The organism is Actinomyces naeslundii, assembly GCF_001956585.1.
GTDB classification, from domain to species: Bacteria; Actinomycetota; Actinomycetes; order Actinomycetales; family Actinomycetaceae; genus Actinomyces; species Actinomyces naeslundii.
Window position 1 is genome coordinate 68,001 of the sequence record NZ_MSRR01000007.1, and the last position, 22,294, is coordinate 90,294.

At 70.5% G+C, this 22,294-nt stretch carries 19 protein-coding genes; 2 read left to right on the forward strand and 17 right to left on the reverse strand.

What is annotated here, in order from left to right; translation table 11 throughout:
* Positions 1–27: 27 nt before the first annotated feature.
* The 3 genes from BKH33_RS03955 to BKH33_RS03965 form a co-directional block, all read right to left on the reverse strand.
* On the reverse strand, positions 28–1,173 hold the full coding sequence (locus BKH33_RS03955; protein WP_076142565.1) for a glycosyltransferase family 4 protein: 1,146 nt from the start codon (positions 1,171–1,173) through the stop codon (positions 28–30).
* Positions 1,174–1,236: 63 nt separating this feature from the next.
* A complete protein-coding gene (gene nrdR, locus BKH33_RS03960; protein WP_043539413.1) occupies positions 1,237–1,695 on the reverse strand; it encodes a transcriptional regulator NrdR in 459 nt (152 codons plus the stop codon).
* Between the two features lie 108 nt (positions 1,696–1,803).
* Positions 1,804–2,505: a LysM peptidoglycan-binding domain-containing protein gene (locus BKH33_RS03965; RefSeq protein WP_003783436.1), complete on the reverse strand. Its 702-nt coding sequence runs from the start codon at positions 2,503–2,505 to the stop codon at positions 1,804–1,806.
* A gap of 213 nt (positions 2,506–2,718) precedes the next feature.
* Here BKH33_RS03965 and lexA point away from each other — a divergent pair, with 213 nt between their 5' ends.
* Positions 2,719–3,489: a transcriptional repressor LexA gene (gene lexA, locus BKH33_RS03970; RefSeq protein WP_003783456.1), complete on the forward strand. Its 771-nt coding sequence runs from the start codon at positions 2,719–2,721 to the stop codon at positions 3,487–3,489.
* Between the two features lie 94 nt (positions 3,490–3,583).
* Here lexA and BKH33_RS03975 read toward each other — a convergent pair whose 3' ends face one another.
* The 4 genes from BKH33_RS03975 to BKH33_RS03990 form a co-directional block, all read right to left on the reverse strand.
* On the reverse strand, positions 3,584–4,585 hold the full coding sequence (locus BKH33_RS03975; RefSeq protein ID WP_003783428.1) for an L-lactate dehydrogenase: 1,002 nt from the start codon (positions 4,583–4,585) through the stop codon (positions 3,584–3,586).
* A gap of 117 nt (positions 4,586–4,702) precedes the next feature.
* Positions 4,703–6,703: an ATP-dependent DNA helicase gene (locus BKH33_RS03980; protein WP_076142567.1), complete on the reverse strand. Its 2,001-nt coding sequence runs from the start codon at positions 6,701–6,703 to the stop codon at positions 4,703–4,705.
* 65 nt (positions 6,704–6,768) lie between these two features.
* Complete coding sequence (hflX, locus tag BKH33_RS03985) at positions 6,769–8,367, reverse strand: GTPase HflX (protein WP_003784469.1); 1,599 nt, start codon at positions 8,365–8,367, stop codon at positions 6,769–6,771.
* A 146-nt stretch (positions 8,368–8,513) separates the two neighbouring features.
* Positions 8,514–9,887 carry an MFS transporter gene (locus BKH33_RS03990; protein ID WP_003784466.1) on the reverse strand — a complete coding sequence of 458 codons (1,374 nt, stop codon included), beginning with the start codon at positions 9,885–9,887 and terminating at the stop codon, positions 8,514–8,516.
* Positions 9,888–9,919: 32 nt separating this feature from the next.
* Here BKH33_RS03990 and BKH33_RS03995 point away from each other — a divergent pair, with 32 nt between their 5' ends.
* The gene (locus tag BKH33_RS03995) at positions 9,920–10,552 is read left to right on the forward strand and encodes a class I SAM-dependent methyltransferase (RefSeq protein WP_003784463.1); all 633 of its coding nucleotides are present in this window, start codon (positions 9,920–9,922) and stop codon (positions 10,550–10,552) included.
* A gap of 24 nt (positions 10,553–10,576) precedes the next feature.
* Here BKH33_RS03995 and BKH33_RS04000 read toward each other — a convergent pair whose 3' ends face one another.
* The 10 genes from BKH33_RS04000 to BKH33_RS04045 all read right to left on the reverse strand — a co-directional run bounded on the left by BKH33_RS04000 (position 10,577) and on the right by BKH33_RS04045 (position 22,218).
* Positions 10,577–12,028, reverse strand: a complete 1,452-nt coding sequence (locus BKH33_RS04000; RefSeq protein ID WP_076071176.1) for an MFS transporter — start codon at positions 12,026–12,028, stop codon at positions 10,577–10,579.
* Between the two features lie 58 nt (positions 12,029–12,086).
* Positions 12,087–13,490, reverse strand: coding sequence for a branched-chain amino acid transport system II carrier protein (gene brnQ, locus BKH33_RS04005; RefSeq protein WP_003780595.1), 1,404 nt, complete (start codon positions 13,488–13,490; stop codon positions 12,087–12,089).
* Positions 13,491–13,572: 82 nt separating this feature from the next.
* Positions 13,573–14,523, reverse strand: a complete 951-nt coding sequence (locus tag BKH33_RS04010) for a diaminopimelate epimerase (RefSeq protein ID WP_076071172.1) — start codon at positions 14,521–14,523, stop codon at positions 13,573–13,575.
* Positions 14,524–14,533: 10 nt separating this feature from the next.
* Positions 14,534–15,529 carry a tRNA (adenosine(37)-N6)-dimethylallyltransferase MiaA gene (gene miaA / locus BKH33_RS04015; RefSeq protein WP_076071169.1) on the reverse strand — a complete coding sequence of 332 codons (996 nt, stop codon included), beginning with the start codon at positions 15,527–15,529 and terminating at the stop codon, positions 14,534–14,536.
* Between the two features lie 5 nt (positions 15,530–15,534).
* The gene (locus BKH33_RS04020) at positions 15,535–16,422 is read right to left on the reverse strand and encodes a type III secretion system chaperone family protein (protein ID WP_076071167.1); all 888 of its coding nucleotides are present in this window, start codon (positions 16,420–16,422) and stop codon (positions 15,535–15,537) included.
* The gene (locus BKH33_RS04025; RefSeq protein WP_075407574.1) at positions 16,422–16,892 is read right to left on the reverse strand and encodes a YbjN domain-containing protein; all 471 of its coding nucleotides are present in this window, start codon (positions 16,890–16,892) and stop codon (positions 16,422–16,424) included. The genes BKH33_RS04020 and BKH33_RS04025 overlap by 1 nt, the downstream gene beginning before the upstream one ends.
* A gap of 199 nt (positions 16,893–17,091) precedes the next feature.
* A complete protein-coding gene (gene gap / locus BKH33_RS04030) occupies positions 17,092–18,096 on the reverse strand; it encodes a type I glyceraldehyde-3-phosphate dehydrogenase (RefSeq protein ID WP_003785068.1) in 1,005 nt (334 codons plus the stop codon).
* Positions 18,097–18,154: 58 nt separating this feature from the next.
* Positions 18,155–18,775: a TetR/AcrR family transcriptional regulator gene (locus tag BKH33_RS04035; protein ID WP_043539831.1), complete on the reverse strand. Its 621-nt coding sequence runs from the start codon at positions 18,773–18,775 to the stop codon at positions 18,155–18,157.
* A gap of 141 nt (positions 18,776–18,916) precedes the next feature.
* Complete coding sequence (gene miaB / locus BKH33_RS04040) at positions 18,917–20,578, reverse strand: tRNA (N6-isopentenyl adenosine(37)-C2)-methylthiotransferase MiaB (protein WP_076071162.1); 1,662 nt, start codon at positions 20,576–20,578, stop codon at positions 18,917–18,919.
* Positions 20,579–20,691: 113 nt separating this feature from the next.
* Positions 20,692–22,218: an NAD(P)/FAD-dependent oxidoreductase gene (locus tag BKH33_RS04045; protein WP_076142570.1), complete on the reverse strand. Its 1,527-nt coding sequence runs from the start codon at positions 22,216–22,218 to the stop codon at positions 20,692–20,694.
* Positions 22,219–22,294 lie beyond the last annotated feature (76 nt).

A 22,294-nucleotide genomic window follows, 5' to 3' on the forward strand; every position in this document is an offset into this window, starting at 1 on the left:
TTCGAATCTCCCCGGGCTCGCCCGCAGTCAGCGAGCGCCTTTCAGGCCGATGGCACGACGGTAGGCCTCGACGTTCATCTGCACCACGGACCCCCACTCGGGAAGCGGGGCGATCTCGTAGTTGTGCGCCTTGATGCGCTCGAGCAGCTCGTCATCCCCCAGGAGCGCAGCGAGCTCCCGGGCCAGGCCGGCATCATCGTCGGCGAGGAGACCGTCGACGCCGTCGGTCACGAAGTCACTGACCCCGCTGGAGCGCAGGGCGACCACCGCCAGTCCCGCGCTACGGGCCTCGAGGGTGGAGATGCCGAAGGAGTCAGCGGGAGAGGTCTGCAGATAGATGTCGGCGTGGGTGAAGGCCCGGGCGAGCTCGCTGCGTTCAACGCGCCCCACGAGGCTGATGCGCTCGGCCAGGCCGGAGTCGGCGACCTCCCGGGCGAGCCTGTCGCGCAGCGGACCGTCCCCGTACATCGCCAGGACTGCGTCACAGCCCGGGGTGCTCCTGACTGCCTGCGCGAAGGCGCGCACGACCTGCAGAGGGCGTTTGCGCTCGATCCACCGCAGGGAGGCGACCACCGTCACCGGCCGATGAGGTCGGCGTCCTTCAGGGCCGGGGCGCTCCAGACGCCAGTCATCGATGGTGATTCCATTGGGCAGCACGGTCACCGGATCGTGGGCACCGGCGCGTCGGACCTCGGCGGCGAGCATGGAGGAGACAGCCGTCAGGTCGGCGCCGCCGCGCTGCCATCCTCGCACGGGGCTGACCGGCCCCAGCACCCCGGCGACCGGGGCCCACGGCCCCAGCACGCAGTGAAAGGTGATGGCCAGAGGGAGCCCCGCTCGGCGGGCCGCGGCGATGCCGGACCAGGCGAAGGGGGAGACGATGCCGACATGGGCGTGAACGACGTCGGGACGCAAGTGGTACATGAGATCATCGAGCTCACGCCCGGCTCGTGGGTGCACGGGCAGCTCTCTGGGCAGATGCACGGAGGTGCGGAAGACCGGGAAGCCGTCGACCCGTTCGACGCTGCGACCGCGATTGTCGCCGACCGGTGTCGCAGTGACGACGGCGGGCTCGTGACCGGCCAGCCTCAGGTTGCGGGCGAGATCCCGCACCTGGGTCTCGATGCCGCCCAGCCTGGGCGCGTAGCAGTCGGAGACGATGAGAACGCGCATGGCCCCAAGTCTGCCATGCCTGTCCGCAGCCAGCGCCTGCCGCAGCAGGCGCACTCCTGAGTGTTAGGAGGAGACGACCTCGGCGCGACGCAGCTCGGCGATGGCGCGCTCGAAGTCCTCCAGGGAGTCGAAGGAGGAGTAGACCGAGGCGAAGCGCAGGTAGGCGATCTGGTCCAGCTCTCGCAGCGGGCCGAGGATCGCCAGTCCGACGTCGTGTGAGTCGACCAGGGCCTGACCGCCCGCTCGGATCGCCTCCTCAACCTTGTGCGCCAGAAACGCGAGCTGGTCATCGGAGACGGGGCGTCCCTGGCAGGCACGTCTGACCCCGACCACCACCTTGTCCCGGCTGAAGGGCTCGACGACACCGGAGCGCTTACGGACCGACAGGCTGGCGGTCTCCAAGGTGGTGAAGCGGCGTCCGCACTGCTGGCACTCACGGCGACGACGGATCGAGGTTCCATCCTCCGCGGTCCGGGAGTCGACGACCCGGGAGCCGTCATGACGGCAGAAGGGGCAGTGCACGCCTCCGACCTCCGATCTCACTGGACTACCTGTCAGTTCATCGGAGAGTAAACGCCCGGCGGGCCGCCCCGCAAGCCTGCCTCACAGTGCGGCCCGCACCGGCCCTCATTACGCTGCGGGAATCTCGAGGGTCTGCCCAGCATGAACAGTGGTGTCCCGAAGGTCGTTGAGCTCGACGATCCGAGTCACCATCCCCGAGACGTCCGCGGTACCACTCGCAGCGGCGATCTCCCACAGCGACTCCCCTGGACGAACCATCGTGGTGGTCGTGCCGGCCGACTCCTGAGCGGCCGGCGCAGCGGAGCTCGGGGAGGCCATTCCCATCAGGACACCGACCAGGAGCCCGCAGCAGGCGAGCACGATCGCTGCCGCGACGCCGAGGGAGCCGCCTCGCAGGAGGTGCAGGACCACCCGAGGACGAGCCGCTCGGCCCACCCTCCCATCCCGCTGCGACGGGGAAGGGGCGTCCTGCTGAGCACTCAGCGCAGCCGCGCCTCGCCGAGCATCCTCGCGCAGCCGGGCGGCCCGCACTGCCGGGTGCTGCGGAGCCAGCCGTTCCAGCTCCGAGCGACGATCACGCAGAGCCGCAGGCGTGGAAGGACGACGCATCGGCGGCGTCGGCGACGGGGAGGCAGGCGGCGCCGAGCGCAGCCCGGTCTCGTCACCCTCGAGACGCGACCGGACCTCGGGGACGAAGTCCTCCGTGACCAGCCGCAGCCGAGGACGGCAGGAGGCCTGCCCGGCGGCGCGCCTGCGGCTCTGAGACCGAGACGTCGAGCGAGGCGAGGGCGGGACGGCGATGGCACTCATAGTTACCTCCTGAACACATGTTCGACGAACGTTTGTTCGACACATTAGCGCCCGACGGGCGACACGTCCAGCACTTCTTCGAACATGTGTTTGAATCGTGGTCGTCTCGCCGTTAGGCTTGTTGCATTCAAGACGATCACGGAGCACCGACATCTATTCCGCACCCTTAACGCCTACGGGCCCAAGGGCTGTCCGGCAGGAAGGGCCAGGACCATGAGCACCACAGCAGACCCGGGCGCGTCACCGGCGTCGGCCCCACGCACCGGCGCAGACGTCTCCGAAACGGTCGCCGAGGCCATCGGCGGCCTCGACAAACGTGCTCGCGCGGTCTACGAGGCGGTCCGTGAGGCCGTCGCCGCCCACGGCTACCCGCCCTCGCTGCGGGAGATCGGCGAGCAGGTGGGCCTGACCAGCCCATCCTCCGTCAAGCACCAGCTGGACAAGCTCGAGCGACTGGGGCTGGTGCGCCGAGACCCCAATCGTCCTCGGGCGATGGAGGTCGTCACCGGTGACACCGGCACCCGTGCGGACGCGTCTGCCGGTTCCAGCCGAGCCCCCTCGCTCGAGGCTCCCAGGATCCCAGGCGTTGAGGACGGGGACGCGGTCGCCGTCCCGCTGGTGGGTCGCATCGCGGCCGGGACCCCCATCCTGGCGGAGCAGGACGTCACCGACGTCATGGCCCTGCCCCGTCGCCTGACTGGCGACGGAGAGCTCTTCATGCTGGAGGTGCACGGCGACTCGATGATCGAGGCCGCCATCTGCGACGGCGACTGGGTGGTGGTGCGCTCACAGCCAGACGCGGCCAACGGCGAGATCGTGGCGGCCATGGTCGAGGACGTCGATGGCGCCTCGGCGACGGTCAAGGTGCTCTCGCGTCGCGACGGCCACCAGTGGCTGCTCCCCCGCAACTCCAGCTACACCCCGATCGACGGCGACCGGGCCACGATCATGGGCAAGGTGGTCACGGTCCTGCGTTCCCTGTAGCCGCTCGCAGTCCTACGCCTGAAGGCCCGCCCCGGTGACCGGGGCGGGCCTTCAGTGATTCTGCTCAGATTCTGCTCAGACTCAGGTCAGTGGCTCAGTAGCCCAGGCCGCGCGCGACCTCGCGCAGGTGGTCGGCGGAGGCGTTCAGGCGCTCCTCCTCCTCAGCGGTCAGAGGGAGCTCGAGGCGGCGCCCGGCGCCCTCACGGCCCACGATCGTGGGGACGGCCATGCACACGTCGGAGATACCGTGCCAGTTGTCCAGCAGCGGGGAGATGGTCAGCACCCGCTGCTCGTCGTTGAGGACGGCGCCGATGATGCGCTGGACCGCCAGACCGACTGCGTAGTTGGTCGCCCCCTTGCCCTCGATGATGCGGTAGGCGGAACGGACGACGTCGTGGGCGATGCGCTCACGCTTGGCCTCGTCGAACACGCCGCCATCGAGGGTGGTTCCCCACTGGGTGATCGGCACGCCGCCGATCTCGGTGGAGGACCACAGCGGCACCTCGGAGTCGCCGTGCTCACCGGCGATGTAGCCGTGGATGTTCTGCACGGCCGTGCCGGTCTCCAGGGAGATGAGGTACCGCATGCGGGCAGTGTCCAGCACCGTTCCGGAACCGAAGACCTGGTTCTCGGGAAGGCCGGTGATCTTCTTGGCGCAGTAGGTGACCACATCCACCGGGTTGGCCACGAGGACGAAGATGGCGTTGGGAGCGACCTCCACGAGCTTGGGAAGGATCTTCTCCATGATGCCGACGGTGGCGCCGGCGAGCTCGAGGCGGGACTGTCCGGGCTTCTGCTTGGCACCGGCGGTGATGGCGATGACGTCCGCATCGCGGCAGATCTCGGGGTCGTCGGAGCCTGAGACGGAGCCTGCGGAGGTGAACTGGATTCCCTGGGCGATGTCGAGGGCCTCGGCCTCGACCTTCTCCTTGACGATGTCCTGCAGAACGACCTCGCGGGCAACGCCCTTGGTCACACAGGCGTAGGCGAGGGTGGAGCCGACGGCCCCGGCGCCGATGACGGCGACCTTGGAGGGACGACCGGAACGGTTGGTGGGGTAGGAGCCTTCAGCGGTGGTGGTGATGTGGTCTGACACGTTCTTCTCCTCAATGGGATCTGCTGGGCAGGACCGCAGGGCGCGAGCACCCGCTCGCGCCAAGCCTACGTGCACATCCTCCCGAGGGGCACATACCTAAGGGCCCAGCCGACGGATTCATTCCCCTGTCGGGACGCCGGTGCGAACTGACAGGCGCCGCAGGGCGGCGCGGACCACGTCGGGCTTCGTCGTCGGCCACAGGGCGGGCATGGAGCGGGTGAGGAATCCCCCGTAGCGGGCGGTGCGCAGGCGAGAGTCCAGGACGGCGACGACGCCGCGGTCCTGGCTGCGACGGATGAGACGGCCCGCCCCCTGGGCCAGGAGCAGAGCGGCGTGGGTGGCGGACACGCTCATGAACCCGTTGCCTCCTGCGGCCACGACGGCGTCGGTGCGGGCCTGGGCGACCGGGTCGTCGGGGCGAGGGAAGGGGATGCGGTCGATGACGACGAGCCGGCAGGTTCGCCCGGGCACGTCCACCCCCTGCCACAGCGAGAGGGTACCCACCAGGCAGGCGGCCTCGTCGTCGGTGAAGGCCTGCACCAGGGTGGGCAGCTGATCGTCCCCCTGGGCGTACACGGGCAGGTCGGTGGCCCCTCGCAGCACCTCGGCGGCCTCCTGAGCAGCGCGCCGGGAGGAGAACAGGCCCAGCATGCCTCCGCCGGAGGCCTCGACCAGAGCGAGCATCTCATCCAGGGCGGCCTCGGAGATGCCGGCGCCGGGGCGGGGCAGGTGGGCGGCCACGTAGAGGATGCCCTGGCGGGGGTAGTCGAAGGGGGATCCCACGTCGACGCCCTTCCAGGGCTGCTCGGCCAGGGACAGCCCCAGGGCGCGGGCCATGGGGTCGAAGCTGTCCCCCAGGGCGAGGGTCGCCGACGTCATGACGCTGGCACGACCGCCCAGCAGATGGCTCGCCACCGAGCCGGCGACCTCGATGGGGGCCAGGAGGAGCCGCGGGGGCTCGGCCCCCATGCGGGGCCGCTCGATCCAGGCGACGTCCCGGCCCTGGGCCACCGAGTCGGAGGTCATGCGGTCCAGGGCATCGACCAGGTCACCGACGGCGGTGCGGGCGACCGCCAGCGCCCCGGCCGCCTCGCCGGAGCGGTCACGGCCCAGTGCGCGGGCCTGGTCTCGTACGTCTGAGGCGACCTGTCGGGCCGCCCCGGCCAGGACCACGAGCGCATCATGCAGGGCGGCCGGCAGCGGCGCCTCCAGCCTGCCGTCGGGCAGCTCGGCCAGAACGAGCTGGAGGCTCTGCCCAGCGGCCTCCAGCTCGCTGACCAGCACGGAGGCGTGCTTACGAGCGGTGGCAGCCGTGCGCGCCACGGCGGCCGCTGACAGGGCGATGGTGCCCTGGGAGCGGACACGGTCGGCCAGCTCATGCGCCTCGTCGACGATGAGGACCTGGTGGTCGGGAAGGACGCCGGGGTTGCCGGCGACGACCACGCCGAGCATGGCGTGGTTGGTGACCACGAGGTCGGCCCGGGACGCGGCGGCGCGGGCCAGCTCGGGGAAGCACTCGGACTTCAGGGGGCAGGACTGCCCCAGGCACTCGGCCCGGGAGACGGAGACCTGGGCCCAGGCGCGCTGGGAGACGCCGGGAACGAGGTCGTCGCGATCGCCGGTATCGGTCCTGGCCGCCCACTCGCGCAGGCGCACCACCTGCTCCCCCAGACTCACGTCGGCCCCGTGGCCCGCTGTCGGTTGAGCAATGGCGTCGCCGACGCCGAAGAGCGCGGCCTCGTCCTCGTCCTGCGGGTAGCCGCCGGCCAGACGGTGGCGGCACAGGTAGTTCTGCCAGCCCTTGAGCAGAGCCACTTCGGGACGGGTACCGGTGACCCGCTCGACGGCGTCGGCCGCCAGGGGCGCGTCCTTGGTGAGAACCTGCCTCTGAAGGGCCAGGGTGGCGGTGGAGACCACGACGCGGCCTCCGGTCTGCACGGCGTGAGCCATGGCGGGCACCAGGTAGCCCAAGGACTTTCCGGTTCCGGTGCCGGCCTGAACCAGGAGGTGGGTGCCGTCGGCCACTGATCGGGCGACCTCACGCACCATGGTGACCTGCCCCTGGCGGGGGCTGCCGCCCATGGCACGCACCGCGGCGTCCAGGATGTCCAGGACCATCCTGTCACCGGGGCCGTCAAGGTCAGGCCGGCCCGACTGGTCCGGCTCGGTTCGGGTCACGGTCTCTAGCCGGCGGAGGCGCTGGTGGCGGCGCCCTCGATCTCGGCCGCCAGGGCGGCACCGACGCGGGCCACGACGCGGGTCCCGGTCTCAACGTAGTCGACGGTGTCGATCTCACCCTCGGCGTGGACCCGGGAGACGAGGTCGCCGCGCGAGTAGGGCACGACGACGTCGATACTCACCTGCGGGTGGGGCAGCATCTGCTCGATGCGAGCGCGCAGCTCCTCGATCCCCTCCCCCGTGCGGGCCGAGACCGCCACCGCTGAGGGCAGGCGGGTACGCAGCGCCGCCAGGGTGACGGCGTCGGCGAGGTCGACCTTGTTGAGGACGATGAGCTCGGGCACGTCCAGGGCTCCGGGGATCTCGGACAGGACGGTACGCACCGCCGCAACCTGGCTGAGGGGGTCGGGGTGGGCGGCGTCGACGACGTGGAGCACGAGGTCGGCTCCGGCCACCTCCTCCAGGGTGGAGCGGAATGCCTCGATGAGCTCGTGGGGCAGGTTGCGCACGAAGCCGACCGTGTCGGTGAGGGTGTAGGTGCGTCCCTCGGAGGTCTCGGCGCGCCGCACAGTGGGGTCGAGAGTGGCGAACAGGGCATCCTCGACCATGATGCCGGCCTCGGTGAGACGGTTCATGAGGGAGGACTTGCCGGCGTTGGTGTAACCGGCGATCGCCACCGAGGGGATGGCCCCGCGTCGACGTGAGCCGCGCTTGGTCTCCCGCGAGGGCGCCATGGCCTGGATCTCGCGGCGCAGGCGGGCCATGCGCTGACGGATGCGGCGCCGGTCGAGCTCGATCTTGGTCTCGCCGGGGCCGCGTGAGCCGATGCCCTGACCGGCGGCCACTCGGCCCCCGGCCTGGCGGGACATGGACTCGCCCCACCCGCGCAGGCGCGGCAGGAGGTACTCGAGCTGGGCGAGCTCGACCTGGGCCTTGCCCTCACGGGACTTGGCGTGCTGAGCGAAGATGTCCAGGATGAGGGCGGTGCGGTCGACGACCTTGACGCCGACGACGTCCTCCAGGGCGCGGCGCTGGGAGGGGGCGAGCTCGCCGTCGACGATCACCGTGTCGGCTCCGGCCGCAGCCACCACGTCGGCCAGCTCACGCGCCTTGCCGCTGCCCAGGTAGGTGGCGGGATCGGGGTGGTCGCGCCTCTGGATGAGGGCATCGAGGACCTGGCTTCCCGCGGTCTCGGCCAGGGCGGCCAGCTCACGCAGGGAGGTGTCGGCGTCCTGGACGTCGCGCGCCTCCAGAGCGCCGCCTCCCGGGGCGGCGGCCCCATGGGGGCGGGGCAGCTCCAGACCGACCAGGACGACCTTCTCCAGGCGGACCTGGCGGTACTCGACCTCGCTGACGTCCTCCAGCTCGGTGGACAAGCCGGCCACACGGCGGCGCGCGGCGCGGGCCTCGCGCTCAAGAGCGCCCTCATCGGCGTTGGCGTTGTCGTAGTGGTCGGCCTGCTGCCGGTGCTGGGCGGCGGTGGAGGCCAGGGCGGTTCCGGTCCGGGAGAGAACCCGGGCGACGACGTCGCGCACGTCGCGACCTTCTTGAGTGTCACGGATGTCGTCGGGAGTGGAGGGAGTACTGGAGTGGTGCTGGGTCACAAGAAGTCCTTCATCGTATGCCTGCGCCCCTTCGATGGGGCGCGATAACTCGTCCGGGGGCGGCCTCTGCCGCCGGTTCAGCGCATACGAAGGATCCACATGGGGGCGATGCTACTGCCCGCGGGCCGGTGTGACCACTCGCGTCCTCAGGCGGCGCGTCGGGCCAGCAGCGGGGTGAGGAGGAGGCCTACGGCGAGCAGGACGAGCGTCGGCCATAACCGGCTCGGCTCGACGCCGGCCGCTGCCGGGGCGACGAAGGCCGTGGTGGCCGTCCCCAGGACGGCGCCGCCGGCCGCGCCGGCGATCGTCACGGCGGTGGCGGCCTGGGCGTGGGTGATGCCGTCGGGCTCGGCGGGATCGGTGACGATGCGGTTCATGGTGTCCAGGTGGGTCAGGCCCATGCCGATGCTGGCCACGCCGTAGCCCACGGGCAGCCCCCACCAGTCCGCCTTCTCCAGGACCGTGACCGCCATGAGCATGGTTCCGACCACGAAGAAGACCGCGGCCAGCATGGTGCGACGCCGGTAGGCCTGCGGCTCACGCGCCGGACGTGCCCCGCAGGCGATCGCGACGGCCGACCAGCCGATGCCGCCTGCGGTGAGCGCCCAGCCGGTCTGGGTCGGGGTCAGGCCCAGGACGTCGTGGGCGCTGGGGGCCACCAGGTAGTCCAGGGTCAGGAAGAAGGCGCACACCCACAGCAGGGTGGCGATGCCCGCGCGCCGGCCGGGCACCAGGCGCAGGGTCCCATCCGGCAGGACGCATGAGCAGGACCAGAGCACCAGCCCAGTGCCGACGCCGACGCCGGGCCAGAACCAGGGGCTGGATGCTCGTAGCGCCCCGATGAGTGCCACGCCCGCGGCCATGGCCAGGGCGGGCAGCCACGGAACCGTCTCATCGTGATCCGTCTCCTCGTCCAGCCTGAGGTCGTGGATCTGACCGGCCATGACGGCGCGGGCCGCGATGAGCACGGGCAGGTAGACCACGAGGGCCCAGCGCCAGCCCCAGGAGGCGCTGACACCGGAGGCGTAGACGGGGCCGGCCAGGGCCGCCACGACCCACATGCCCGATCCTCCCGCCAGGCACAGTCGCCTCCAGGCATCGGGCAGACCGGCGACCATGACTCCCATGGTCGCGGTCGCCAGGGCCCCGGCGGCCAGACCCCGCAGGATCTCCCCGAGGACGTAGACCTCGACGTTCGGGGCGAGGGCTCCGACGACGGCACCGGCCACCAGCAGGGCGGTGAGCGCGGTCATGAGGCGGTCCGGCCGCCACCGAGCGAGCATGGCCCCGCCCAGCGGCATCGTGAGGAAGGCGGGGACCTGGGCCGCCGCCGTCACCAGCCCGTAGGCGTTGCGGGCCCCCATCTCGGTTGCCAGCAGCGGCAGGACGGTCTGGTTGAGGTAGATCTGCATGCCCGCCAGCAGCTCGACGACGAGCACCGCCAGCGCCAGGTGCCCCGCTCGGGAGCTGAACAGCGCCCGGAGCGAGGGACTGCTGGCGGAGCTGGGTGGGGCGCTCATGCCCGTCAGGGTACGCGGGTAGCCTGGCGGGTGTGAGCGAGCACTACTTCACCGCCTCCCCCGCCGTCGAGGCCGAGGAGCGCGCCCACCGCTTCTCGATCCGCGGCGTGGAGCACGCGGTGGTCACGGCCTCGGGGGTCTTCAGCGCCGATCGTCTCGACAAGGGGACCCAGGTCCTCCTCGACCACGTCCCCGATCCGCCCGAGGCCGGGACCTTCCTCGACCTGGGATGCGGTTGGGGCCCGATCACGCTTGCCCTGGCTGAGGCCGCCCCTGGGGCCACGGTCCTGGCGACCGATGTCAATGAGCGCTCTCTGGCCCTGACCGCCCGCAACGCAGCCGCCGCGGGCCTGGACAACGTGCGCACCTCCCAGGCCGAGGCGCTGCTGGCCGAGCTGCATCAGACCTCGACACCGGTGGACCTCATCTGGTCCAACCCGCCGGTGCGCATCGGCAAGGACGCTCTGCACGAGCTCCTGCTGTCCTGGCTGGCGCTCCTGTCAGCCGACGGCGAGGCCTGGCTGGTGGTGCTCAAGAACCTGGGCGCCGACTCACTGGCGACGTGGCTGACCGGTCAGGGCTGGGACGTCAGCCGGCAGGCATCGTCGAAGGGCTTCCGCGTGCTACGGGTGCGCCGCGGGCCGGATGGGCCGGTGGACGGCTGAACGATCGGCGCGCAGCCTGAGCGGCTACCGGCGTCGTCGGGCCGCCAGGCGCAGGTCGACGGCGGCGATCGCGGCCGACACGGCGATGGCGGCCACAACGGCCAGCAGTCCCACCTGGGCGGCGACGTCCCAGCCTGAGGAGTGTGAGACGCGGAAGGTCAGTCCCGTAATGGCTGCGATGCCGATGGAGGTGCCGATGCGCTCACCGGTCTGGAGGATGCCGCCGGCGGCGCCGGCGTACTCCAGAGGGACGTCAACCAGGGAGAGGGTCTGGTTCGGGGAGACCACGAGTCCCTGCCCCACGCCGAGCAGCAGGAGCGTGAGAGTGAGCCACCAGGGGCTCCAACCGGCCCGTGCGTGCATGTGGATGATGCCGACGCTGGCCAGCAGGCCGGCCATACCCGCAGCCATACCACCGAGAACCATCACCCGGCCCACCCGGATGACGCGGCGGCCGGCGACGGCGGCAGCGACCGATCCGGCCAGGGCAGCGGGGACCCCGACGGCGCCGCTGACCAGAGCAGTCGATCCCAGGCCGGCCTGGACGTACTGGGCCACGATGATCCACACCGAGGTGTAGCCCAGGAAGTAGACGGCAATGGCCAGGCTGCCGTATGCGAAGGACGGGATGGCCAGGAGGCTGAGATCCACCATGGGCGCACCGCCCCTGGCCCGGTAGCGTCTCTCCCACACCACCCAGGCTGAGACGATGCCGATGCCGGCCGCCTCCAGGCCCCAGACCCAGGCGCCCGCGGAGGCCTCCATGAAGGGGATCATGATCAGCAGCGTGCCCGCGGCGAGCAGCACCATGCCCACCGGGTCGAGGTCGACCCGGTCCCGGCCGGCGCCGCTGCCACCGTCCTGCCTGTGCCAGGCGGAGTCCGGCAGGTAGCGGTGCGCGGCCCAGACGCCGAGCAGGACGAGCGGGACGTTGATGAGGAAGGAGGCGCGCCAGCCCCAGTCATCTCCGAGCCAGCCGATGAGCCCGCCGCTGAGCACCGGCCCCACCGCCACCGAGACCCCGATGACGGCACCGAAGAGTCCGAAGGCCCGGCCGCGGGACTCCCCGCTGTAGTACTGCTGGATCATGCCGGCCACCTGCGGATTGAGCAGGCCCGAGCCGACCCCCATGACCACGCGGGCCAGGTTGAGGGTGACGATGTCAGGGGCGAGCCCGGAGGCCAGTGAGCCGACCCCGAACAGGATCATGCCGATGACGAAGATCCGGCCTCTGCCCATGACGTCACCGGCGCGACCGGCCGGGACGAGGACGACGCCGAAGACGAGGGAGTAGCCGGAGACGACGAGCTGCAGCCCGGCGGTGCCCGCGCTCAGGTCCTGGGAGACGGCCGGGAGGATGACGTTGACCGAGGAGACGGCCAGCAGTGTGACGAAGGCGGGGATGAGCAGTGTCGGCAGGAGCCGCTGGTGCTCGGGTGCATTCGTATCGCGGGCCGGGGGTGGTGAGCTGGGCACACCCAGAGGCTACCGCGCACAGTGTCGCTCAGAGCCGCCCAGAACCCCTCAACGCCTCTCAGAGCTGTGAGGCCGCCGCGTGCTCGACGTCGTGCTGGACCTGGCTGGGAGGTTCCCCAGCCACAGGCGTGGACCACGCACCTAAGCGCACGTCGAGAGCGATCCCGATGCCCAGGGCAATGAGCGCCGGCAGGATCCAGCCGGTGGAGTCGCTCCACAGGCCGGTGCGTGCGAGAAGCCTGCTGGGGCCGTCCCAACCGGCGGCGGTGATCGCGGAGACGGATCCGAAGGTCCCGGCCGTGATGACGCACCACTGGTAGGCGGCCCGGAGCCGCCCGGGGGCCATGGCGTCGACGAGCGTGACGGCGACCAGGGCGATGGCGAAGGGGTAGAGCAGGTTCAGCAGCGGCCCCGCGATCTTGAGGATGGCGCTCAGTCCCAGGTTGGCCAGGGTGAAGGAGACGATGGCGCAGGCGGCGAGCTGCCGGTTGAAGGAGACCGCAGGCCAGGCGGTGTAGGCGTAGCCGGCCCAGGAGGCCAGCAGGCCCACCGCGGTGGTCAGGCAGGCCAGGATGACGATGGCGGCGAAGATGACGACGCCGGAGGTCCCCAGAGTCGAGGAGGCCGCGTTGCGCAGCAGCTCGGTACCGTCCTTGGTGTCGGTGGTGATCTGCCCGCGGGTGCGGGTGCCCAGCACGGCCAGGCCGATGTAGACCAGCCCCAGCAGCGCCGCGGCGATGCCTCCGGACAGGATGGTGCCGCGTACCAGTCTCCTGGGCGAGGTCAGGCCGCGTTCGCGCAGGGAGGTGATGACCACGATGCCGAAGACACTGGCCGCCAGGACGTCCATGGTGAGGTAGCCCTGGGTCAGCCCGGTGGTCAGGGGCGCGCTCGCGTAGGGCTCGATGGCCTCCCGCTCCACCCCGGGGGCCATCACCAGGGTGACCCCGCACAGCAGTGCCAGCAGGGCCAGCAGCGCGGGCGTGAGCCAGCGCCCAACGCGGTCGGCCAGACGGCTCGGGCTGCGGGCGATGCCGAAGGCGACGCCCATGAAGACCGTCACATGCGCCAGCAGAGCCAGGCGGGAGTCGTGGAAGCCCCACAGCTCAAGAACGGGACGGGTCGCCAGCTCGTAGGCGACCGTGGTCACGCGGGCGATGGCGTAGAGCGGGCCGATCGCCAGGTAGACCGCCAGCGGCATGACCAGGCCGAATCGGGGCCCCACCCTGCGGGCCAGGCCGAGGATGCCCTCGCCGGAGGTGGAGACGGCCACCACGGTGATGAGGGGCATGAGCACCCCCGTGGCGAGGAAGCCCGCCATCACCGGGATGAAGGACCTGCCCGAGGCGGCCCCCAGCAAGGGCGGGAAGATGAGGTTGCCGGCCCCGAAGAACAGGGCGAAGAGCATCAGACCGGTCGGCAGGATGGTGCCGACGGCGGAGCGACTGGATGGCTGGGACATAGTGGTGGTTGGTTTCTCTTCTCGGATGCGGCGTCAGTGCGACGTCCGGGAGCAGTGTGGATGGCGGCAGGTCCGAAGGGCCTCAGGCGATGGTGACCCGTCCGGTGATCGTGGCCGGTCCGGTCAGCAGCACAGTGCTGTCCTCACCCAGGGGGCTGGCGCCCACGTGCACCCCGATCTCTCCGCCGGGAACGAGCAGCCGGTAGTCCTCGGGGGCGCCCGGACCGGTCCAGGCATGCAGGGCGACGGCGACGGCGCAGCACCCCGCTGCGTAGGAGAGGGTCTCCCCCACGCCGCGCTCCAGGACGCGCATGCGGGCGATACCCACCGGTGACTGGGTGTCGGGGTCGGTCTCCTCCCCCAGCGGCACAACGAGCTCGAGGTTGGTGCCGGCCTCGGGAACGGGGTCGTAGACGACCGGGGCCGCGGAGTCGGTGAGCCCGGTGAAGGCGGCCGCCTCGAGCTCATTCTCCTCCCCCAGGGCGACGACGGCGTGGGGGGCGGACATCTCAACACTCAGGGCTGCTCGCTCGCCCGTCAGTCCGGGCACGACGACTGTCGTGTCCCAGCCCTCGTCCTGCGCCTGACGAGGGCGCGTGAGACGGGCCGGCCCCATGTCCACGGTCCACAGCTCGCCCAGGCGGGTGACAGTGCGCGCACCGCCTCGGGTACCGATGACGACCGACTCGCCGTCGGCGATGGGACGCAGGCCCTCACTGTCCAGGACGTGGGCGAACAGGCGGACGGCGTTGCCACACATCTCGGCCACGGATCCGTCAGCGCTGTAGTAGTCCATGAACCACTCGGCCTCGGGCACGGCCGCGGCGAAGGCCCCGGCTCCGGGAAGGGCGGCGGTCCGTACGACGCGCACGAATCCGTCGGCACCGATGCCGCCGTGGCGGTCGCAGACCGCAGCGATATCGGCGCCGCTGACAGCGACCTCGCAGCTGGGGTCGACCAGCATGAGGAAGTCGTTGAGGGTCGCGTGGCCCTTGATGAGCTCACGACCACGGAGACCTGTCGAGTACGGCATGGCCCCTAGCCTAAGCGACGCCGTCGACGGCGAGAACGAGCTCCCGTGCCTGCCTGGTCACCCGGGAGCGCTCCGCGTCGGTGCAACGACCGTCCTCGGCGAGCTCGACGTCGATCCAGCGCACTCGCGGATCGCGGCGGAACCACTTGATCTGGCGGGAGGCGAGCTGGCGGGTGGCCAGGGCCGTGGAGTCGACCGCCTCGGGCACGCTCATGGTCCCGTCGATGACCGCGAGCGCCTGGGCGTAGCCGATGGCGCGTGGAGCGGTCTCCCCTTCTCGGATGCCCTGGTCGACGAGGGTCTCGACCTCCTCCACGAGGCCGCGTTCGAACATGGCGCGGGCGCGAGCATTGATACGCAGGTCCAGGAGCCGGCGCTCGCAGCGCAGAGCGATGTGGACAGTGGGAACCACGTCCTCGTAACGGGGCAGGGATGCGGAGAAGGGACGCCCGGTGATCTCAATGACCTCCAGAGCGCGCACGATCCGACGGGTGTTGAAGGCCTCGATCCGCTCGGCCGCCACGGGATCGAGGCCGGTGAGCTCGGCGTAGAGGACGGAAGTGCCCTCACGCTCGGCGCGCTCGGCCAGGCCGGTGCGTACCTGCGGATCAGTGCCGGGGAAGTCGAGCCCATCGGTCAGGGCGCGCACGTACAGGCCGGAGCCACCGGCGATGATCACCAGGTTTCCCCGGGACTCGACGCCCTCGATGTCACTGCGGGCGGCCCGCTGGAAAGCGGCCACGGAGGCCCGGTCCCTGACGGAGAGGACATCGATCTGGTGGTGGGGGACGCGGACCCGCTCGACCGGGGAGGGCTTGGCGGTGCCGATGTCCATCCCCCGGTAGAGCAGGGAGGCATCGGCGTTGATGATCTCAGCGCCCTCGGACAGTCCACCGGCCTGCGCCTGCTCGGCGAGAGCGAGGGCGAGGTCGGACTTACCGGTGGCGGTGGGGCCCACCACGGCGACCCTTACCGGACGGGGGACGCCCGCAGCTGCTGAGCTCACTGCGCTCAGATCTCCGGTAGGAGCGGACCCACGAGGCTGAGGGCCTGCGTGCAGGCGGACAGCGCCGTATCCAGGTGGAGACGCAGCTGGGCGTCGGTGACCCCGGCAGACAGGTCAGTGAGGTAGGTGGCCCGCACCAGCGGCCCAATGGCGGTGTCGACGACACCGACCGTAGGGAAGAACTTGTCCCGGTTCCAGTCGTTGACACTGGCGGCGATCTCGTCACGCTGCGAGACGGGGGCGGCCTCCTCCCAGTCCCCGGAGACCAGGAGCCAGCCGTCGTGCCCCTCGGGGATCTCAATGACGAAGGGGAAGGAGTCCCAGGTACCCAGGAGGCAGGGGTGCTCACGGTCATCGGCCAGCTGGACGTGGTACTCCATGGGACCGGTGAGCATGGACTCGATCCTCGCCAGCGTGAGTGGCTCGGTCGACTCCTCGCTCCACTCCTCACCGCGAGAACCATCGGCGACGACGCCGCTGCTGGCGAGGTGATCGTTTGGCCGCCCCGATCTGCTCGACCAGGTGCGCGAGGCGTCGGAGGTCTGCGCCGACGCAGTCGCCTTGGCCCGCTCCGACGAACGGTCCGATCGCCCAGCAGCATCAGGTGGGTCGGCGGAGCCGACCGACTCCACGGTCTTCTCCGACGCCGGGGGGAACGGCGAGTCATCCGGTCCCGCTGCGTCTGCCGCGTCCGCAGTCTCCGCTGAATCCACTGAGTCCGCTGGGGCAGCCGGGTACCTGTCCTGATGGCGCTGCCGGCTGACCGGCGGACTCGGCTGGTTGTCCTGATGACCGCCCGGACGGTGGTCTCGCTGATGGTCCAGTGCCCGCACGTCCCACTCCTTGCCCAGGAGGCGTGCGATGAAGTCGGTGAGGCGTTGCAGTCGCGGCATCAGGGCTCCAGGCTTCCGCGCAGCTCGTCGGGGAACTGCTCCTCGGCCTCGTGCATGAGGGCGACAATGAGCCGGCAGCCGCCGAAGACGAAGTCCTCGAGCTGCCGGTCGGTCATCCCCGCCTCGAGAGGGTAGGTGTACTCGCCGTGAAGGCGCACCACTCCGCCGTCGGCGACAGTGAGGTAGGCCTTGGGACCGATGCGGGTCGTGTTCCAGTCCTCGACCAGGGCGCGCAGCTGGGCCAGGTGATCGGTGTCGGCGATGCGGTGCCAGATCCCGCGCATCTGAACCGCTCGGGTGTCCTGGAAGATGGCGTGGACAGTGACATAGCGCCATGGAATGCCGATGTCGCCCTCGTCGTCGATGAAGTAACGCAGCCCCAGTCGCTTGACGCACTCGTGGATACGGTCGACGTCCACGGGCCTGGGGACCGTGGCGGCGGCAGCAGAGCTGGCGTCGAAACTGGGCATGCTTCCCACCTTAGCGGGGCAAGCGGTCTGCTCCCCACCGCATCCCGGCCCGCTCCACCGTCAGCGCAAAACAGATGGGATTCTCAGACGGCTCCCCCATCCCTTTTCCATCACTCACCATCGGATGCGGAGGGTGCGGGGTGCGGCCGGAGTCGGCACTGAGCCCGCACCGCACCGCCTCCAAGCCACGCCGCATGTGTCAGAGCTGTTCACCGATCCTCTGGGAGAACTCCACGAGGCGGTTGGAGAAGCCCCACTCGTTGTCGTACCACCCGAAGACCTTGACCTGACCGTCGATCACCTCGGTGAGAGGCGCGTCGAAGATCGAGGAGTGAGGATTGCCAACAATGTCGTGGGAGACGATCGGCGCCTGGGAGTACTGCAGGTAGCCGGCCAGCGGCCCGTGATCGGCAGCCTCACGGAAGGCCGCGTTGACGTCCTCGACCGTTGCCGATCGGGAGGTGACCACAGTGAGGTCGGTGATCGAGCCGACCGGGACCGGAACCCTCATGGCAGCGCCGGTCAGGCGCCCATCGAGCTCGGGGATGACCAGACCAATGGCCCGGGCGGCGCCTGAGGACGTGGGAACGATGGAGGCGGCAGCCGCACGCGCTCGACGCAGGTCCTTGTGAGGTGCGTCGTGAAGCCGCTGGTCCCCGGTGTAGGCGTGGATCGTCGTCATGAGACCGCTCTCAATCCCGAAGGCGTCGTGGAGGACTCTGGCGAGCGGGGCCAGGGAGTTCGTGGTGCACGACCCGTTGGAGAACACGTCGGCGGCGGAGACATCCAACTGACTGTCGTTGACCCCCAGGACAAAGGTGGGGACGTCACCCTTGGCCGGCGCGGAGACGATGACCTTCTTGGCGCCACCCTTAAGGTGCTGGGCGGCCTTGTCCCGGTCAACGAAGAAACCGGTGGACTCGATGACGACGTCGACCCCGACCTCACCCCAGGGGATCTTGGCCGGGTCCGGCTCGGAGAAGACCCTGATGGTCCGACCGGCCACCTCGAGGTCCTTGCCGTTGACGGCGACTCCGTCGAGGTGGCCGGCCACAGAGTCCCACTCCAGGAGGGTCGCCAGCGTGTCCGCGTCGGTCAAGTCGTTGACGGCAACGATTTCGACGTCCGCCCCGCCGGCCAGCGCGGCCCTCAGATAGGTGCGCCCGATACGTCCGAAGCCGTTGATGCCGATACGAATGGTCATGATCCTTCTCCTTCGGTGAATGGAGGCGTCAGAGGACACCGACGCCGACTTGTCAGGATCAGGAGGAAGCGGACCCATCGCGACCAGGAGCCGCACCAGCGGCCCCGGCTGCGACACGGAGCAGCTCAAGGGCGCCTTGACAGGCTGCGTCATACGGGGCTCTGTCCTGCTCAGCCACAGCCAGGACGTAACCGCCCTGAACAACAGCGACCATCGTGCGAGCCAGATGATCCGGCTCAAGGTCTGCTGGCAGGCGCCCCTGCGACCTGGCCGTACCGATGACAACGACCAGCATCTCGTGAAACCGGGCGAAGGCCTCGGCGACCGGCTCACGAAGACCGTCGTCGGCCACCACCGCCTTGTCCTGCGCCATCCGACCGACTCGACAGCCTTTGAGCGGATCACGGGGAAGGGTGAGGTAGGCACTGAGGATCTCGAGCGGATCCTCGAGGTCCTTGAGCGCGGCCTTCCAGGAATCCAGCTGGACCTGGCAGTTGTGATTCAGGGCGGCCAGCCCGAGATCCCGCTTGGTCGGGAAGTAGTGGTACATGCTCCCCTGACCAACACCGGAAAGCTCGCGAACCGCCCGCGGGCTCGTGGCGCTGTAGCCACGCTCCCACATCAGCTCAGCCATCGCCTCAACCAGCTTCTCTCTCGAGTCCACGCCAGAACTGTACATACCTCGCTATGACGTACCCCTGGGAGGCACGGCGGCCGCCCGGATCTGCTCCCTTCTGATTCCCATACCAAAACTGTACATACCTCTAGGTACAGAACACAAGGGCAGTGGTCCACTGAGAATTGCTCACGCGAGTTTCAGTCAGACGGGTGCGCCCACGCGCAGGGTGGGCAGACCCAGGCTCACCGGGGCGGTGTCGGGCTCAGGAGTGGCACAGGCCTCGGCCTGACGGCGCTCCCAGGCATCGCCGGCACGGGTGCGCCGCACCTGGAACAGGGCGGGGCCGTCGTCGAGCCAGAGGCGGTCACCGGGCTTGAGCGCCTCATTGGCGGCCGCGGCAACCGGGTCCAGCTCCCTCCCGCAGCGGGCGGAGTCGGCGATGAGGTTGTGGGGCGCCCCGTGGGTGACGCGCACGCTGACCATGTCGCCGGGGCGCGGGGCCCCTCCGGCGTAGTCGCCCTCGGCCAGGCCCTCGGGCAGGGCGACGTGGACGAGCCGGTTGTCAGCGGCGCGCCCGGAGATGCGGGCAGTGACCGAGTCGCGGCGTCCCTCGCCCTCGGCGACGAGGACCTCGACGACGCGTCCCTCCTGCCGTTCGTTCTCCTCGTGGGCGATCCGGCGCACGAGCGCGTCAAGCCTGCGATAACGGTCCTTGACGACCTCGAGCGGAACCTGGTCGTCGCGGTCGGCGGCGGGGGTGCCTGGGCGCGGGGAGTACTCGAAGGTGTAGGCCGAGGCGAAGCGGGCCCTCTCGACGACCTCGAGCGTGGCCTGGAAGTCCTCCTCGGTCTCTCCGGGGAAGCCGACGATGATGTCGGTGGTGATGGCGGCCTCGGGCATGACGGCCCGGACCTTGTCCAGAATGCCCAGGAAGCGCTGGGTGCGGTAGGAGCGGCGCATGGCGCGCAGCACCCGGTCCGAGCCGGACTGCAGGGGCATGTGGAGGCTGGGCATGACGGCCTCGGTGGCCGCCATGGCCTCGATGACGTCGTCGGTGAAGGCGGCCGGGTGGGGGCTGGTGAAGCGCACGCGCTCGATGCCCTCGACTGAGCCGGTCGCCCGCAGCAGCTTGGCGAAGGCGCCACGGTCGCCGAAGCCCACGCCGTAGGAGTTGACGTTCTGCCCCAGAAGGGTCACCTCGATGGCGCCCTGAGCGGCGACGGCCTCGACCTCCGCCAGGACCTCACCGGGCCGGCGGTCGCGCTGCTTGCCGCGCAGGGAGGGCACGATGCAGAAGGTGCAGGTGTTGTTACAGCCCACCGCGATGGAGACCCAGGCGGCGTAGGCGGACTCGCGGCGGGTGGGCAGGGTGGAGGGGAAGACCTTGAGGGACTCCTCGAGCTCGACGGCGGCCGCCGAGTTGTGTCGGGCGCGCTCGAGCAGGGCGGGCAGGACGTCGAGGTTGTGGGTGCCGAAGACGACGTCGACCCAGGGGGCCCGCTCGACGATCCCCTCCCCCATCTGCTGGGCCAGGCACCCGGCCACGGCGATCTGCATGCCGGGGCGCTCACGCTTGACCGCGGCGAGCTGGCCCAGGTTGCCGAAGAGCCGGGTGGCGGCGTTCTCGCGCACGGAGCAGGTGTTGATGATGACGACGTCGGCCCCGCCGTCACCGGCCTCGGTGGCACGGGCGGCGGCCTCGGGCACGTCCTCGACGCGCAGGTAGCCGGCCCCCTCCAGCAGACCCGCCATGTGCTCGGAGTCGTGGACGTTCATCTGGCAGCCGAGCGTGCGCACGTGGTAGGTACGAGGCATGGCGCCGCGGGCGTCGAGAGCGGGGGCGGTGGTGGCGAGCGTGGTCATCGCCGAGCAGTGTAGGGCGCGGCGGGGCCCCACCCCAGTCCTGACGGACCGTCGTGACCAGATGCACGCCGGGGTGGGGCGACGAGCCCTGATGAGCACCGAGGAGGCCCGCCTCAGGACTTCGTGCGCGAGGCGATCTTGGCGTCGTTGCGGGTTGCCTGGGCGAAGGCCGCACCAGGAGCCGCCACGGAGCCGAAGGAGGCCAGGTCGCGGCGGAAGACGACGGCGGCGAACCAGTCCATCATGATGCGCACCTTCCGGTTGAGGGTGGGCATCGCGTAGACGTGGTAACCGCGGTGAGCGGTCCAGGCCGTGAAGCCGCGCAGGTTCTGACCCAGGATGCGGGCCACGCCCTTGCCGATGCCCAGGGAGGCCACGGTGCCCAGGTTCTCGTGGGCGTAGACGGCCAGCCGCTGCTCACCCTGTCCACTGGTCCCATCACCCTCGGCCGGCCCGGTCAGGACGGCCACGAGGTTGTCGGCGAGGATGGCGGCCTGGCGCACGGCGTGCTGGGCGGTGGGGGCACAGGTGGCCTGTGGGTCCTCACTGGTGAGGTCGGGGACGGCGGCGCAGTCGCCGGCGGCCCAGGCCCCGGGCACGACGACGCCGTCGCGGGCCACCTGGAGGGTGGGCAGGGTGGTGACCCGGCCGCGGGCCTCGACGGGCAGGTCGGACTCGCTCAGGACGGGGGCGGCCTTGACCCCGGCGGTCCACACGATGGTGTCGGCGTCAAGCTCGGTGCCGTCGGACAGGACGACGTGCCCGTCGACGCAGGAGCTGAGGAAGGTGTTGAGCCGCACGTCGATGCCGCGCTCGCGCAGCTGCTCCAGGCCGTAGCCGGAGAGCTCCTCGGTCAGCTCGGGCAGGATGCGGCGCGAGCCCTCCACGAGGATGAAGCGCACGTCCGCCTGCTCCACGGAGTCGACGGTGGCGACCAGGGCCCGAGCCATGTCCTCGAGCTCGGCGATGGCCTCGACCCCGGCGAAGCCGCCGCCGACGAAGACGAAGGTGAGCAGCCGACGTCGGCGCTCGGCGTCCCAGGTGGAGGCGGCGTCCTCGATGCGGGACAGAACCCGGTTGCGCAGGGCGAGGGCCTCCTCGACCTGCTTGAAGCCGAGGGCCTGCTCGGCCAGGCCCGGGATCGGCAGGGTGCGGGCCTCGGCGCCCAGGGCGAGAACCAGGTGGTCGTAGCCGATCTGGTAGGGCTTGCCCTCCTCCTGGGTGGAGCCCGGTACCGGCGGTGCGATGGTCACGGTGCGTGAGGCGTGGTCGATGCCGGTGACGGAGCCGGTGATGATCGTGCACCCGGCCAGGGACCGCCGGTGGGAGGCGATGACGTGACGCGGCTGGATGGACCCGGCGGCAACCTCGGGCAGGAAGGGCTGGTAGGTCATGTAGGGACGAGGGTCAATGATGGCGATCTCGACCTGGTCGGTTCCCAGCCGGGCCCGCAGTGCTCTGGCGGTGCAGAACCCGACGTAGCCACCGCCGGCAATGACGACGCGCGGGGGGCGGGACCTGCCGTCGGGGGCCGAGGCGGTGGGGACGTTGGGACGGGTCGGGCGGACGGCCAGGGCGAGTGCAGCGCCGGCGGCAAGGACGCCGGCGGTGGACAGCGCAATGGTGGTGCTGCGGCTCATGCGCACAATCTAAGGGCACCCTTAGTCCAAATTCATATTGGGACCTTCTTCCCAGGCATGTTTCCTGTCACAGCGC